The sequence below is a fragment of the Uliginosibacterium sp. 31-16 genome, assembly GCF_030730865.1.
Classification (GTDB): Bacteria; Pseudomonadota; Gammaproteobacteria; order Burkholderiales; family Rhodocyclaceae; genus Uliginosibacterium.
Map to the genome: position 1 here is coordinate 323371 of NZ_JAVALZ010000001.1, position 14198 is coordinate 337568.

General features: G+C 63.5%; 13 protein-coding genes. 7 read left to right on the forward strand and 6 right to left on the reverse strand.

The window, feature by feature from the left end:
* Window positions 1-63: 63 nt before the first annotated feature.
* Both Q9Q94_RS01520 and Q9Q94_RS01525 read right to left on the reverse strand, forming a co-directional pair.
* Window positions 64-771: a DsbC family protein gene (locus tag Q9Q94_RS01520; RefSeq protein WP_305978255.1), complete on the reverse strand. Its 708-nt coding sequence runs from the start codon at window positions 769-771 to the stop codon at window positions 64-66.
* A 56-nt stretch (window positions 772-827) separates the two neighbouring features.
* Window positions 828-2006: a UbiH/UbiF family hydroxylase gene (locus Q9Q94_RS01525; protein WP_305978256.1), complete on the reverse strand. Its 1179-nt coding sequence runs from the start codon at window positions 2004-2006 to the stop codon at window positions 828-830.
* A gap of 96 nt (window positions 2007-2102) precedes the next feature.
* On the opposite strand from Q9Q94_RS01525, the gene Q9Q94_RS01530 reads away from it, so the two are divergent.
* Window positions 2103-3224, forward strand: coding sequence for an endonuclease/exonuclease/phosphatase family protein (locus tag Q9Q94_RS01530; RefSeq protein WP_305978257.1), 1122 nt, complete (start codon window positions 2103-2105; stop codon window positions 3222-3224).
* Window positions 3221-3451, forward strand: a complete 231-nt coding sequence (locus tag Q9Q94_RS01535; protein WP_305978258.1) for a hypothetical protein — start codon at window positions 3221-3223, stop codon at window positions 3449-3451. The genes Q9Q94_RS01530 and Q9Q94_RS01535 overlap by 4 nt, the downstream gene beginning before the upstream one ends.
* 85 nt (window positions 3452-3536) lie before the next feature.
* On the opposite strand, the gene Q9Q94_RS01540 is transcribed toward Q9Q94_RS01535, so the two are convergent.
* Both Q9Q94_RS01540 and Q9Q94_RS01545 read right to left on the reverse strand, forming a co-directional pair.
* Window positions 3537-4946: a hypothetical protein gene (locus Q9Q94_RS01540; protein ID WP_305978259.1), complete on the reverse strand. Its 1410-nt coding sequence runs from the start codon at window positions 4944-4946 to the stop codon at window positions 3537-3539.
* Window positions 4943-6199, reverse strand: a complete 1257-nt coding sequence (locus tag Q9Q94_RS01545) for an SPFH domain-containing protein (RefSeq protein ID WP_305978260.1) — start codon at window positions 6197-6199, stop codon at window positions 4943-4945. Before Q9Q94_RS01545 ends, Q9Q94_RS01540 begins: the two co-directional genes overlap by 4 nt.
* Window positions 6200-6391: 192 nt before the next feature.
* Between Q9Q94_RS01545 and Q9Q94_RS01550 the strand changes: the two genes are divergently transcribed.
* Both Q9Q94_RS01550 and Q9Q94_RS01555 read left to right on the forward strand, forming a co-directional pair.
* On the forward strand, window positions 6392-7111 hold the full coding sequence (locus Q9Q94_RS01550) for a response regulator transcription factor (RefSeq protein WP_305978261.1): 720 nt from the start codon (window positions 6392-6394) through the stop codon (window positions 7109-7111).
* On the forward strand, window positions 7111-9180 hold the full coding sequence (locus tag Q9Q94_RS01555) for a sensor histidine kinase KdpD (RefSeq protein ID WP_305978262.1): 2070 nt from the start codon (window positions 7111-7113) through the stop codon (window positions 9178-9180). The genes Q9Q94_RS01550 and Q9Q94_RS01555 overlap by 1 nt, the downstream gene beginning before the upstream one ends.
* A gap of 140 nt (window positions 9181-9320) precedes the next feature.
* On the opposite strand, the gene ahpF is transcribed toward Q9Q94_RS01555, so the two are convergent.
* Window positions 9321-10877, reverse strand: coding sequence for an alkyl hydroperoxide reductase subunit F (gene ahpF, locus Q9Q94_RS01560; RefSeq protein WP_305978263.1), 1557 nt, complete (start codon window positions 10875-10877; stop codon window positions 9321-9323).
* A 204-nt stretch (window positions 10878-11081) separates the two neighbouring features.
* Entirely contained in the window at window positions 11082-11645 is a 564-nt protein-coding gene (gene ahpC, locus Q9Q94_RS01565; RefSeq protein WP_305978264.1) for an alkyl hydroperoxide reductase subunit C, read from the reverse strand.
* A gap of 232 nt (window positions 11646-11877) precedes the next feature.
* On the opposite strand from ahpC, the gene Q9Q94_RS01570 reads away from it, so the two are divergent.
* From Q9Q94_RS01570 to Q9Q94_RS01580, 3 genes are all read left to right on the forward strand, one after another.
* Window positions 11878-12255, forward strand: a complete 378-nt coding sequence (locus Q9Q94_RS01570; RefSeq protein WP_305978265.1) for a DUF2946 domain-containing protein — start codon at window positions 11878-11880, stop codon at window positions 12253-12255.
* Between the two features lie 112 nt (window positions 12256-12367).
* Window positions 12368-12631, forward strand: coding sequence for a cytochrome oxidase putative small subunit CydP (cydP, locus tag Q9Q94_RS01575; RefSeq protein ID WP_305978266.1), 264 nt, complete (start codon window positions 12368-12370; stop codon window positions 12629-12631).
* Window positions 12628-14196: a cytochrome ubiquinol oxidase subunit I gene (locus tag Q9Q94_RS01580; RefSeq protein ID WP_305978267.1), complete on the forward strand. Its 1569-nt coding sequence runs from the start codon at window positions 12628-12630 to the stop codon at window positions 14194-14196. Before cydP ends, Q9Q94_RS01580 begins: the two co-directional genes overlap by 4 nt.
* The last annotated feature ends 2 nt before the right edge of the window (window positions 14197-14198 follow it).

Sequence of the window (14198 nt, forward strand, 5' to 3'; positions counted from 1 at the left end):
GGCTGAAATTCAATCAAAAAAGCCCGGCAATGCCGGGCTTTTCAAGTTGGCTCAGGAAAAGATTTATTTGCCGGTCTTGGCCTTGCTCTCTGCCTCGCTGATCGCCTTTTCCAGTTCTGCGGGCGGCAAATAACCGCCCAGACGACTACCATCCGCAAGGAACATGGTTGGCGTTCCGGTGATCCGGTATTTCCGCGCCATCTCGGCATTCTTCGTGATCGGGTTGTCGCACTGCGCATCCACCGGGGCTTTGTTCTCGGTCATCCAGTCATTCCAGGATGCGGCGCGATCCTTGGCACACCAGATGTTGCGGGACTTGTCCATCGAGTCAGGCGTCAGGATCGGAATCATGAAGGTGTAGATGGTCGTATCCTTCAAGTCCTTCAGTTCCTTTGCCAGCTTCTTGCAGTAGCTGCAGTTCGGGTCTTCAAAGGTGATCAGGGTCCGCTTGCCGCTGCCGCGCACCTGTTTCACTGCCTGATTCAGCGGCAGTTCGGCGATATTGACGCGACTGAGCTCGCTCTCGCGTGCCGCCGTCACGTTCTTTTTCGTCTTCAGATCCACGATCTGCCCCATGAGCAGGAAGCTGCCCTTGTCGTCGACGTAGACCAGATCGCCGTTCGAGAGCACCACTTCATAGAGGTTGCCGTAGGACACCTTCTGCAGGCTGACGATCTTGCCTTCTTCACGCATGATGTTGCCAAGCGCCTTGCGTACTTCTGCTTCACCCGCCAGGGCAGGCAGGCTGAGGGCGGCGATGCTGGCGGCCACGAGGGCGCGCCGGAATGAACTCTTCAAAGTATTCTCCACGCAACAAAGGCAAGAAGTTAAAACAACCCTGCCGCATAGCGTGCCATCACGCTGCGCAGCGGTGAAATCGCACCGACCAGACTCATGCCGGCATTGCGTACAAAACCCAGCGGAGCCAGATCCGCCTTGAAAAGACGCTGCAGTGCATCCGTCGTGCCCCGCACCAGCAGCGTTTCTTCGGCCCGCGCCCGCGCATAGCGCTGCAAGGCCGACAGATCACCGCAATCGCGGAATTCCGGCAGCGCCAGCAGCATCTCTACCAGCGCCTGCGCGTCCTGGAAGCCCAGATTGATGCCATGGCCCGACAGCGGATGCACAGCGTGCGCCGCGTCGCCAATCAGGGCAAGGCGCGGCGCAACAAGCGTGTCCGCTTTCATCCAGCGCAGCGGAAAACCCGCAGGCGGCGTAATCAATTCCAGCTCACCCAGCTGCAAACCACCCGCTTCGGCAACCTTGGCACAGAACGCCTCCGGGGTCAGCGCCAGCAGTTCCTGCGCATGCGACTCGGGGGTAGACCACACAATCGAGATCTGGTTTCCCAGCAAGGGCAAATAAGCCAGTACGCCATCCGGACGAAACCACTGAAACGCGGTGCCGAAGTGCGGTTTCTCGCAGCGAAAATTCGCCACCACACCCAATTCGCCGTAGGGGCGCATTTCGGCCGCAATGCCGGCCTGCGTGCGCACCCAGGAATTCACCCCATCTGCAGCGACCACCAGCGAGGCCGTTATGTGGCGGCCATCTTCAAGCACCACCTTTGCAGAGGCGCCATCCACGGCCATCTCCACAGGGGATGCCGGGCAAAGCACGCTGATATTGGGTTGGCGACGGGCGGTCTGCCACAGCTCATCCGCCATGCGGCTGCTTTCGACGATCCAGGCCAGCGCCTGCAAACCACTCTCGTAGGCCGAAAACGCCAGTTTGCCGCCTGCGTCGCCACGTACATCCATCTTCTCGACGGGCACGATGCGCTCGCGCGGCAAGTGCTCCCAGGCACCGCAGTGCTGCAGGAATTCAACATTCGCCGGGCTGATCGCGTAAATGCGTGCATCCCAGCCTTCCGCCAGAGGCAATGAGGGCGGCTGACGCTCCAGCAGCCCCACGCGGAAGCGGCTGCCGCGCAGCGCACAGGCCAGACTCGCTCCGGACAGGCCGGCGCCAACGATCAGGATGTCGAAATGGGTGCTGCTGCTCATGCGCGAAAGCATTGCGTGCGGATCAGAAAGCCGGATTCTGCCACGCCAGCGCCTGCCTGATATGCTCCGTGTGACCAACGCATCAAGGATGAGCCCGTGCACACCCTGCGCATCGCCAGTTACAACGTCCAGAATCTCTTCGCCCGCCCCGCCGCGCTGAGCGCCGACAACAGCAGCGAAGTGCTGCGTGAAGGTGCCGAGCTTGCCGCCCTGCTGGACCACCCCCGTTACGACGGCCCGGTTGGCGAACGCATTCTCAAGCTGGTGCGCAAGTACAGCCTGCACCGCCGCGATGCAGAACACCCCTGGTTCGAGCTCAACGAGATCCGCGGTGGTCTGCTCGCGCAGAAGGATGGCCGGCTGTTCGGTCTGCGCGCCAAAGGCAACGCGGACTGGGTTGGCTGGCTGCAATGGAAGCAGGCGCCAGTCGAAGAGCTCGGCGTGCGCAACACCGCGCGGGTCATCGGCGAATTGCGCGCCGATGTGCTGGCACTGACCGAAGTCGAAAGCCGTCCCACCCTGCAACATTTCAATCAGGGCGCGATTGCCGAATTCCTGCCGCCCTACCCTTACCAGATGTGCATCGATGGCAATGACGCACGCGGCATCGATGTGGCCATGCTCTCGCGCCTGCCCCTGGTGTCCATGCGCACCCACATCTTCGACAGTTTCACCTCGCCACGCACAGGCTTGCCGCACGCCATCTTTGCACGCGACTGCCCGGAATATGAGCTGGCCCTGCCAAACGGCCAGTCGCTCTGGCTGCTGGTCAACCACTTCAAGAGCCAGGGGCCGGGTCGCCCCAGCGACCCGGCCCCCGAAGACGAATGGCGCCGCGTGCAGGCCGAGCGCGTCGCGGCCATTCTGGATCGCTTCGACCTGCACAAGGACTGGGTCGTCGTCGCGGGCGACCTGAACGAAGACCCTTCGCGCGGCAATCTCTCAGCCCTGCTGAACAAGCCGGGGCTGACCGACGTGCTCACCACCGACAAAGCACCCGCCGAGACCTGGACGCACCGCTTCCGTGACGAGCGCAGCCGGCTCGACTACCTTCTCGTGTCCGAACCGCTGCGCACACGCCTGCAGGCCACCGGCATCGAGCGGCGCGGCATCTTCTCACCCTCGGGCCGGCAGGACGAGCGTTTCCCGGAAGTGACCGACCGCGCCACCCAGGCCTCCGACCATGCCGGCATCTGGGCGGAGTTCGACCTGAAATGAAGCGCCTGATCCGCGTCCGGGGCCTCCCCGAGCCGACCCCGAACCACCTCACGCACCTGCTGGCTGCAGTGTTCATGACCCTGAGCCTGGCGGCGCAGGCAGCCCCGGCTCCGTGGTTCTGGTGGGAGAGCAAAGCCACAGGCCAACGTACATGCAGCCAGACCTCGCCCGGCGAAGGCTGGCTGCGTGCCGGCGGGCCTTTCAACAACTCGCAGTGCAAATCCTGAGCCACCTCTGCAGAGCCGCACGTTGCCTTGCTCTGCAGTACGGCAGGCTGCAGAGCGCCGTCCGCAGCGGCTCTCCAGCCATGCCTCAGCGCAAGGCAAGCGTCATGCGCTTCCACGACGGGTCCTGCCAACGATAGAAGGGCGTCAGCGACTCGGGCTTGTCGGCCCAGCGCTCGACCTGCAGGCTGTCCAGACTCATCAGCTCGAAGCTCCTTTTGTAGCGGCCGTCGACGCGCACTTCGCGAGCCGTGAGCATCTGTTTGCCGCCCGGCACCCAGCCGGCGAAATCGATGTAGCCGATGTCCGGACCGTTGGCTGAAGGCGGAATCACTTCGACATACCAGCCATCTTCCCCTTTGCGGAACAGCCACAGCTCGCGCCAGGTATCCAGCGTCTGCACCGCCAACGCAAGCATCGTGTGCTGCGGGTTCGGCGCAGCGGAAGCCGGATACACGAAGCCATAGGTACAGCGCTCGAAGAGCGGGGCCTTCTGTTTCGCCTCCACGAGTTGCACGCAGGTCTCGCCGGGCTGGCCGGATCGGGTCGTCACCGCGAGCGTGGACACGGCACGCACCGCATCGCTGGCGGCCCAGCGCACCACGCCGGCCCGCGTGGCGGCGTCGTTGTAGCTGTAGGTGTCGTCTTCGGTCAGCTCACTCTTGTTGATCGCCGCCAGATTCTCGATAGCGCGGTTCGCGGTTTCCTGCGGTGCTTCGCCCCGGCGCTGCTGCTGGTAGGCGATGCTCGCCAGCACCCCGACGCGGCGCATGAAGATGCGGTTCTTCACATGCTCCGGCAGCTTGCCGGTGTCGACGCGGCCGAGCACCTCGATGCGCCAGGTATCCAGCGTGGCGCGCTGGGTGGGCGTGAGGTCGGGGCTGACGCATTCGTGGCGAGTGAGCGCCAGCGCAGCCCGCGCCTTGAGCAGCGGAGCGCTCTGCGGCAGGGCCAGCACGCGGCGGAAGGCTTCGCCGTCGTAGCAGATCTGCACGCGGCCCTCGCGCTCGAAGCTCGTCATGCCCACACCATAGGCGGCGGCCACCTCCAGCTGCGCGGCGGTCTGCGCGTCGCGGGCCTTGTCGCCACGACTCGCCGAGGCACGCCGCGCCAGCCGGTCGGCCATGGTGCCCAGTGCGTCGAAGGCCTCCGGGCTGATCTGCTCGGCCGAAGCGGCCTTGAGGAAGGCGGCGGCGTAACCGATGCCCAGCGCCTCCTGCCCCGGGGTATCGCGCACGAACTTCATCACCGCCAGCATCTGCGGCGCATCGGCCGGCGTCATGTCCATCTGGCGCGCCTGACTGCTGCGGATATAGCCGCCACGCTCGCGGCGGTGATCCCACACCTGCAGGAAGTCGCCCTTCTCACCGCGCACCTCCAGGCTGTCGCCCTGCCAGAGCTGGGCCTGTTGCTGGGCGGAGTCACGCGGCGCGGCGCGCAGCGCCACCTGATCCTGCGTCACGATGGCGAGCACCAGTGCGGTAGCGGCAAGCATCATTCGCCTCCTTCTTCCGCAACTTGCGGGGCTTGTTGAGTCTGGGCGGGCTGGGCGCTGCCAAGCAGGTTGGCACCGATGAAACCACTGGTGTTGGGCGGAGCGATGATCACCTGGATCTTGTCGGAGAGCTTGTCAGCCATGGTCTTCTGGATCAGCAATGGGTGTTTGCTGATCAGCGCACCGTCGCGCTCCAGCTGCGCAGTGGAAGCCTTGCCGATTACCTCGACGCGATAGGCTTCAGCATCCGCCAGCTTCTGGCGCGAGGCGGCTTCGCCACCAGCCTCGATCTTGCGCGCTTCGGCGTTCGCCTCGGCGCCCTTGATACGGCTGATCTTCTCGGCATCGGCTTCGAGCTGGCGCTGCTGGATCTGCTTCTCCTTGAACGGCAGCACGTGCTTCATGGACTCGGCCTGCGCCTTGGCGGCGATGATCTGCTCGTTGCCGGCCGCCTCGGCCGCCTTCTCACGACGCACCGCGTCGGCCTGGCTTTCCAGCTCGGTCTGCTTGACCCGCTTTTCCTTGAGCTCGAGCGTGTAGCGCATCTTCTGGGTTTCCAGCTCCTCGCTCAGCAACTGGTCCAGCCCGCGCCGGTAATCCGCCGGCAGATCCACCTTGCCCATCATCACGCCCTTGAGCAGGATGCCGTCGGCAGCGAGCTTGGGCTTGAGCTCGGTCTCGATCGCCTGCTGGATTTCGCCGCGCTTGGTCGAGAAGATTTCGCGCACCGTGTAGCGCGTGAAGGTCTTGTAGATCACCCCCTGCACTTCCGGCTCCACTACTTCGCCACCGATGTCTGCCGGCAGATTGCGCACGGTGCTGGCAAGCTTCGCCGGGTCCAGCGCGTAGCGGATCGAGATTTCCACGCCCAGCGACATGCCCTCGACCGACTGGAACGGTGCCGGGCCATCGGCCTGCGCACTGCGCACCGCGCGATACATCTGGTCGTGCAGCGGATACGTCTGCAGGCGATGCAGACCGGGGATGACGAGGATGGAGCCATCGGTGATTTCGGTGACCGCGCCGGTGAGCTGATTCACGCGCAGACCGGCCTCACCGCGTGCCACCGTGCCGATCGGCGGATGCTTAACGACGGCATAGCCGGCGAGGCCAACTGCGCCAACGATGAGCAGCGGGCGGACTGCGCCACGCATGTTCCGCCCGGCGCCCGCAACAGCCGGGCCTGCCTGACGGGAGAAGCGGGAAAAGGCGATGCGCAGGCTGCGGGTCAGATTGTTCAGGCGGGGCAGTTCCATGATGTCCTCCAGAGTGGCTTGAATGGTGGCGGCAGTACTTGTGCCGTGGTGTCATCATGGTTGCGGGGGTGACGAGCACTCAATCGTGCCGCCGGGCCTCTTGCTTCCGGCCTCGGAAGAAATCTTCACAACCATGCTCGCGGGGTGGAATGCAGGGATAATCGCCACAGTGCCTGCGCAGCGGAGAAGCAGATGTTCAAAGTAGCCGTCATCGAAGACGACATCCCGACCAGCAACCAGCTCAAAAGCTGGATCGAGGCGGCCAAGCCGGAGATCCGCGTCGATCAGTGGTTCTCGCGCGACGAGGCGGAGGCGGCAATTGCCCGCGAGCATTACGACGCGGTGGTGCTGGACATCGAACTGGGCCGCGAACGCCATGCGGGGGTGGCCATCATCAATGCCATCAACAAGGCGGGCGGGGATTCCCAGGGCACTCCCGTGCTGGTCGTCTCAGCGATGCCTGCGGCGATCTATCGCAGCATCATGAAGGCGCTGGACGCGTGGGATTACCTGCAGAAAACCAGCTTCGGGGAGAGTGACTTCATCGACACCTTCCTCGACATCCTGCGCACCGTGAAAGCACGCAATGGCAGGGCTGAACCCGCAGCCACCAGGCCGTGCGATGATCTGTCCATCGACCCGCTGCGCCAGGGTGCCACGCTGTGGCGCGGCCAGCGCGTGAACCTGCCGCTCACCGCGCAGCGCATCCTGCTGGCGCTGTACGAGCACAAGGGCCAGGTGGTGTCCTACGAGCAGCTCTTCGAAGTAGTGAAGAGCGGGCGCAATCGCGACAACATCCGCAAGCATGTCAGCACCATCCGCGAAGCCTTCCGCGAACTCGACGAGAAATTCGACGCCATCGAAAACGTGCCGATGCGCGGCTTCCGCTGGGCCACCGAGGAGCGCGGCTGATGGCGCGCCTGTTTGCATGGCTGGCGTCGTTCAGGCTCAGAACGCTGTTTCGTGCCATCTTCCTGCTGCTTGCCGGTGCCACGCTGGCACTGGCGCTGGCGGTTCTGCGCGAGGAAAAGCAGCAGAGCTTCGACAACTACCGGGACAGTTTCGCCAAGACCCGCGACCAGATCGCCGCACGACTGCGCCACCCCACCGGCCAGCTGGCGCTGCTCAATCCGCAATCCAGCGGCCAGCAGGTCACGCCGCTGCGCCCGCTGTTGCTGCCCTACGCCGCACTGGACGTGGACGAGCAGAACAAGGTGCGCAACGCTGTCGACATGGCCGGCTGCGCGGTGCACTACCCGAATGACGCCAGCCTGTGCGTGGCCGTCGGCAGCAATCCCTGGGCCGGCGCCTTCGTGTATGCCGCCGGACGCTTCGCCAGCTCGACGCTGGTGCCGCACGAACACGGTGATCGTTATCTCACGGGAGCCCATCGTCTGCGCATCCAGCTTTCCCTGCGCGGGCAGGATTACCGCTGGCTCGCGCCAGTGGAACTGGAAGGCGGTGGCACGGCTCAGCCCGGCAAACTCTTGCGCGGGCGCCTCACCGGCTTCACCGAAATCCCTGACGGCGATTACGTATTCACCCGCCCGCAACGCGAATTCCGCGGCTGGATCTGGCAATCCGCGGCCTGCCTGCCGGGCCGGACCGTGGCGCCGGACTGCGAGCGCGAGGTCTTCTACGCGATCCGTCTGCCGGTGGAGCTGCTGCGCGAAGAGCTGATGGACAAGCGCCGGCCGGTGTGGCCACCCGCCGACATGAATGACATCCGGGTTCAGCTGCAGGTGTTCGCACCGCAAGCAGACAAGCCCATGTTCGACAGCAACAGCGCCGACGCGCGGGCGCCCTTCCTGCTCGCCGACCTGCAAAGCCTGCTCCTGCCCGGCGAAACCCTGCGCATCCGCAAGGCCGGTGATGATCACGCGCCGGACCTGCTGCACATGCTCGGCGAGGAGGCCAGCAGCGAGCCGATCTCGCCGCTCCTGCTTGGCCTGATCCGCCGCCTGCCGGTGGATAGCAGCGCCTTCCCGCTGGAGACCCGTGAAGAGATCGCCACGCCGGTCGGCCGCTTCGAGCTGATCCTCACGGGTGACGCACGCAGTGCCAACCGCATCCTCGCCCGCGCCGCCACCCGCGTCGCATGGTTCGTCGCTGCCATGCTGGGGGCCATCTTCCTCGCCTGGTTCGCCATCGAACTGGGCATCATCCGGCGCATCGCGGTACTGACGCGCCGGGCACAATCGGTGCACAAATCCATCAGCGCCAGCGAAGGGCTGGAGCAGCTCAACGTGGCCGATCTGCGCAGTGGCGACGAACTGGGGATTCTTGCCAGTTGTCTGCACGAGTTGCTGCGCCGGGTACGCGAGGACATGGCCCGCGAGCAGATCCGCGCCGCGCAGGAGCGCGACATGTGGCATGCGGTCGGCCACGAAATCATGTCGCCGCTGCAATCCCTGCTGGCCCTGCATCCTGGCAGCAGTGATCCGGAGCAGCGCTATCTGGCGCGCATGCAGCAGGCGGTGCGCGTGCTCTATGGCGCAGCCTCGCCCAGCGAAGCCTTCGAGGTCAGCCAGTTGCAGGTGGCCAGCGTTGATCTGGATGCCTTCCTGCAGGCTGTTGCGCACAACGCTCCGGGCGTCGGCATCACCGACGTGCACTACACGCCGGCCGCGAAACCGATCGCCGTGCGCGCCGACGAATTCGCCCTGGAAGACGTGGTCACCCACGTGCTCAACAATGCCCAACGCTTGCGCACACCGGGCAGCCCGATCAGCCTGGGCCTGGAAAGCGGAGAAACGTCAGTGCGCGTGTGCATCCGCAATCAGGGGCCGCAGATTGCAGCGGAGATGCTGGAGAAGATCTTCGAGTACGGAGTCTCGGATCAGGCCGAGGCCGGTGCTGCAGGCAGCCGCGGTCAGGGCCTGTTTGTGGCCCGCACCTACATGGCCAAGATGGGCGGCACGATCAGCGCCCGCAACACGGCCGACGGAGTCGAGTTCGTGCTGGAACTGCAGCGGAGTTGAATTCAAACTGCCTGAAGAGCCGCCTGCAGCGGACCTCTGCAGCCACCCTGCCGGCAGAAGCAGGAGGGGCGGGCCTGTACACCAGACCCGCCCCAAGAGGCACTACACACGCGGGTCTTCAGCCCATGCCGAACAGCCCGTCAGCCCGCAACGCTGCTGCGGATCAGGTGATCGAAGGCCGACAGCGACGCCTTCGCGCCCTCGCCCATGGCGATGATGATCTGCTTGTAGGGCACCGTCGTGCAGTCACCGGCCGCGAACACGCCAGGCACCGAGGTCTGGCCCTTGGCATCAACTTCGATCTCGCCGCGCGGTGACAGGTTCACCACGCCCTTGAGCCAGTCGGTGTTCGGCACCAGCCCGATCTGCACGAAGATGCCTTCCAGCTCGACGTGCTGCACGTCACCGCTGACCCGATCCTTGTAGTTCAGGCCATTCACCTTGTCGGTGCCGGTCACCTGCGTGGTTTGCGCCGAGGTGATGATCGTCACGTTGGGCAGGCTGCGCAGCTTGTTCTGCAGCACAGCATCGGCGCGCAGCACGCTATCGAACTCCAGCAAGGTAACGTGCGCCACGATGCCGGCCAGATCAATCGCCGCTTCAACGCCGGAGTTGCCACCGCCGATCACCGCCACGCGCTTGCCCTTGAACAAGGGACCGTCGCAGTGCGGGCAGTAAGCCACGCCCTTGGTGCGGAACTCGGCCTCACCCGGCACGTTCATGTTGCGCCAGCGCGCACCGGTACTGAGGATCACGGTCTTGCTCTTCAGGACCGCACCATTTTCCAGCGTGATCTCCACGCCGCCCTCGACCGGCTTGAGCGCCTGCGCCCGCTGCAGGTTCATGATGTCGACACCGTATTCCTTGACGTGTTCCTCCAGCGCCATCGCCAGCTTCGGACCTTCGGTGGCCTTCACCGAAATGAAGTTCTCGATGCCCAGCGTGTCCATCACCTGACCGCCGAAACGCTCGGCGACCACGCCGGTACGGATGCCCTTGCGCGCTGCATACACCGCCGCCGCCGAACCGGCCGGGCCACCGCCCACCACCAGCACGTCGAAAGGCGCCTTGGCGTTGAGTTTCTCGGCGTCCCGCGCGGAGGCGTTGGTATCGAGTTTGGCGAGGATTTCTTCCAGCGTCATGCGCCCCTGGCCGAAGAGTTCGCCGTTCAGATAGACAGCCGGCACGCCCATGATCTGGCGCGCTTCGATCTCGGACTGGAACAGCGCGCCATCAATCATCGTGCTGCGGACATTCGGGTTCAGCACCGCCATCAGGTTCAGGGCTTGCACCACGTCCGGACAGTTATGACACGACAGCGAGATGAAGACCTCAAAGTCGTAGTGGCCCGGCAATCCCTTGATCTGCTCGATGACCTCCGCTTCGACCTTGGGCGGATGGCCGCCTGCCTGCAGCAGCGCCAGCACCAGAGAAGTGAATTCATGGCCGAGCGGAATGCCGGCAAAGCGGATGCCCATGTTCGTGCCGACGCGCTGCACCGCGAAAGAGGGCTTGCGCGGGCTGGAGGCCGGGTCTTCGCGCAGGCTGATCTTGGCGGACAGCGACGCGATCTCTTCGAGCAGTGCGCGCACCTCGGCGGACTTGGCGCTCTCGTCCAGTGCAGCGACGAGTTCGATGGGTTGTTGCAAGCGGGTGAGATAGCCTTGCAATTGGGTCTTGAGGGTGGCGTCCAGCATGGTCAGCTCCGATCTTCAGTGAAATTCATCATGCCTGCTCTGGCAACGTGGTTTTTTCGCGGCAAGCCATCCAATGTCTCAGCCGGCTTGTGTGAAAGCAGGCTCAGAGATGGGATTTCCAGGGAATTTGCGTCAAAGGTGCTGGCCGCACCCGCTCAGACGAGAGAGGGTGCCGTCGCGAAGCGCGGCCAGCGGGACTGCTCTTTAGATCTTGCCGACGAGGTCCAGCGAAGGAGCGAGGGTCGCATCACCTTCGTTCCACTTGGCCGGGCAGACTTCACCCGGGTGGCTGGCCACGTACTGGGCGGCCTTCACCTTGCGCAGCAGCTCGGAGGCGTCACGACCCACGCCACCAGCGTTGATTTCGACGATCTGGATCTTGCCTTCCGGGTCGAGCACGAAAGTGCCGCGATCAGCCAGACCGGCTTCCTCGATCATCACGCCGAAGTTGCGGGTGATGGTGCCGGTCGGGTCGCCAATCATCGGGTAGTTGATCTTCTTGATCGTGTCCGAAGTGTCGTGCCAGGCCTTGTGGGTGAAGTGGGTGTCGGTGGAAACGGAATACACCTCGACGCTCAGCTTCTGGAACTCCGGATACACGTCAGCCAGGTCGCCCAGCTCGGTCGGGCAGACAAAGGTGAAGTCAGCCGGGTAGAAGAACACGATCGACCACTTGCCCTTCAGATCGGCGTCCGAGACGGGCACGAACTTGCCGTTGTGGTAGGCGGTGGCATTGAAAGGCTTGACGCTGGAATTGATGTAGGACATGGCTCTGGGCTCCTGAAATTGAATGTTGTCGGAAGCGACAGGAGCCATCCTACGGACAGCTCTGCGATAGATCCAATTTAACAACACAAGAATTGCCATAGCCAAACACTATCATCACCTCGCACTACTCCAGCCATTTCCTCTCAATAGCATCAAAGGTTGCCGCAAAAAGTCGACACGAACGCCTGTATGATGCAAAGACCCTACAGACAGACCCGTTTCAGGCTTCCAGATGCTTAAAAAGCACACTGCCTGCATCCTTCGTGTTGCGCTATTCGCCGCGTTCATCAACGTGCTGGCGCCCACCGTTTCCTACCTCCTTGCTGCGTCTGCCGGCAAGCAGGTGGTTGAGATCTGCACGTCTTTCGGTCTCAAGAAAGTTCTTGTTGATCCCGCCTCCGGGCATTCCGATCATGGGCACGGACAGAGCGCACGCTGTCAGTTCTGTCTTGCCAGTCAGGATGCCGTCGCGTTCATCCTGCCTCCGTCCCCCGCCCTTTCCGTCGTGCCGAAGCCCGGTGCGCCGATCAGCACCTCCGCGACACCTACTGATGTCCGCAAACGCTGGGCAGAGGGTCGCCCGCGAGCTCCACCAGCCATCACGGCGTAAGTCCTCACTGCATTGACGCGTGCCCGGGCCTGCCCACGCACGCGTGTTCTGCCCTGCACATCGCCGGCGCTCAGCGCGATGTGTCAGGCGGCTTATTCGCGAAGGACCCGGAATGACACCAACCCAAGATGATCTGCATTCGGAAAGCGGAGCCACCGCGCCCCGCCGGAAAACCTGGCGCTCACCGCTCAAGCGCGAAATTGCGCTGGCCCTGCTGCTCAAGCTGGTCCTGCTGATGGGCATCAAGACGATGTTTTTCAGCCACCCAATCGGCAAGCAGGAAGCGGCTCAACGTCTGGGCGCCATGATCGACGGTGGCCGTGCGCCTGCCACCCCGGCTTCTTTGCAACTTACTGACAAAACGGAGCAAAAATGATTGAAGAATCCGTTGTAAGCCTGTCGCGCCTGCAGTTTGCGGCGACGGCGTTCTATCACTTCCTGTTTGTCCCGCTGACGCTCGGGATGTCCTTCCTGCTGGCCATCATGGAGACCGTCTATGTGATGACCGGCAAGGAGATCTACCGGGACATGACCAAGTTCTGGGGCAAGCTTTTCGGCATCAATTTCGCGCTCGGGGTAACCACCGGACTGACCATGGAGTTCCAGTTCGGCACCAACTGGGCTTACTACTCGCACTATGTTGGTGACATCTTCGGAGCTCCGCTGGCGATTGAGGGACTGCTGGCCTTTTTCCTGGAGTCAACCTTCGTTGGTCTGTTCTTCTTTGGCTGGGATCGCCTGAGCAAGGTTGGCCACCTGACGGTGACCTACCTCGTGGCCATCGGCTCCAACCTCTCGGCGGTGCTGATCCTGATCGCCAATGCCTGGATGCAGAACCCGATCGGTGCCGATTTCAACCCGGTTACGATGCGCATGGAGATGCTCAGTTTCTGGGATCTGATTTTCAACCCGGTCGCACAGTCGAAATTCGTGCACACCATCAGCGCGGGTTACGTCACGGGTTCTGCCTTCGTGCTGGGGGTGAGCGCCTGGTATCTGCTCAAGGGGCGCGACGTGGAGTTCGCCCGCCGCTCCTTCCGCATCGCGGCCTCCTTTGGTCTTGCATCAGCCCTGTCGGTGATCGTGCTGGGAGATGAGTCCGGCTACCACGCGGCCGAGACCCAGGAAACCAAACTCGCGGCCATGGAAGCCATGTGGGAAACCGAGCCTGCGCCAGCCGGCCTGACCCTGTTTGGAATCCCGGATGAAAAGAACCGCACCACCCATGCCGAGATCAAGATCCCGTACGTAATGGGCCTGATCGGCACACGCAGTACCGACAAGGTGATTCCGGGCATCGACGAGCTGGAGAAGAAGATCGCTGCGCGTATCGACAATGGGGTCCTTGCGGTCAAGGCGCTCGAAGCATTGCGGAAGGACCCGAAAAACACCGAGTTGCTGGCGCGCTTCACGGCAGTGAAGGCGGATCTGGGCTATGGCCTGCTGCTCAAGAAGTATGTCGCCGATGTCAGCCTGGCCACCCCGGAAATGAAGGCCCGCGCGGTGGATGATGCTATCCCCGCAGTGGCACCGCTGTTCTGGAGTTTCCGGGCCATGGTGGGTTTGTCGCTGGTGTTCCTGAGTCTCTTCGTGCTCTCGTTCTGGTTCGCCGCGCGCAACACCTTCATGCAGAAGAAGTGGCTGCTGAAATGGGCCGTGTGGGGCATCCCGCTGCCCTGGATTGCCTGCGAACTGGGCTGGTTCGTCGCGGAATATGGCCGTCAGCCCTGGACCATTCACGGCGTACTGCCGACCCATCTTTCCACCTCGGCTCTGTCGGCGGGCAGCCTGTGGTTCTCGCTGTCGGGCTTCCTGGCGTTCTACACCCTGTTGCTGATTGCCGAGCTGTATCTGATGTTCAAGTACGCGCGCCTCGGCCCGGCCAGTCTGGGAACCGGGAGTTACCACCTCGAAAATGCTGCTGAAGCGAAGGGAGCCTGAAC

What these genes read in the sequence shown, in the direction of transcription:
- cydP (WP_305978266.1), top strand. Translation starts at nt 12,368, where the DNA reads ATGACACCAACCCAAGATGATCTGCATTCGGAAAGCGGAGCCACCGCG.
- Q9Q94_RS01555 (WP_305978262.1), top strand. Translation starts at nt 7,111, where the DNA reads ATGGCGCGCCTGTTTGCATGGCTGGCGTCGTTCAGGCTCAGAACGCTG.
- Q9Q94_RS01545 (WP_305978260.1), bottom strand. Translation starts at nt 6,199, where the DNA reads ATGGAACTGCCCCGCCTGAACAATCTGACCCGCAGCCTGCGCATCGCC.
- ahpF (WP_305978263.1), bottom strand. Translation starts at nt 10,877, where the DNA reads ATGCTGGACGCCACCCTCAAGACCCAATTGCAAGGCTATCTCACCCGC.
- Q9Q94_RS01535 (WP_305978258.1), top strand. Translation starts at nt 3,221, where the DNA reads ATGAAGCGCCTGATCCGCGTCCGGGGCCTCCCCGAGCCGACCCCGAAC.
- ahpC (WP_305978264.1), bottom strand. Translation starts at nt 11,645, where the DNA reads ATGTCCTACATCAATTCCAGCGTCAAGCCTTTCAATGCCACCGCCTAC.
- Q9Q94_RS01570 (WP_305978265.1), top strand. Translation starts at nt 11,878, where the DNA reads ATGCTTAAAAAGCACACTGCCTGCATCCTTCGTGTTGCGCTATTCGCC.
- Q9Q94_RS01540 (WP_305978259.1), bottom strand. Translation starts at nt 4,946, where the DNA reads ATGATGCTTGCCGCTACCGCACTGGTGCTCGCCATCGTGACGCAGGAT.
- Q9Q94_RS01550 (WP_305978261.1), top strand. Translation starts at nt 6,392, where the DNA reads ATGTTCAAAGTAGCCGTCATCGAAGACGACATCCCGACCAGCAACCAG.
- Q9Q94_RS01580 (WP_305978267.1), top strand. Translation starts at nt 12,628, where the DNA reads ATGATTGAAGAATCCGTTGTAAGCCTGTCGCGCCTGCAGTTTGCGGCG.
- Q9Q94_RS01525 (WP_305978256.1), bottom strand. Translation starts at nt 2,006, where the DNA reads ATGAGCAGCAGCACCCATTTCGACATCCTGATCGTTGGCGCCGGCCTG.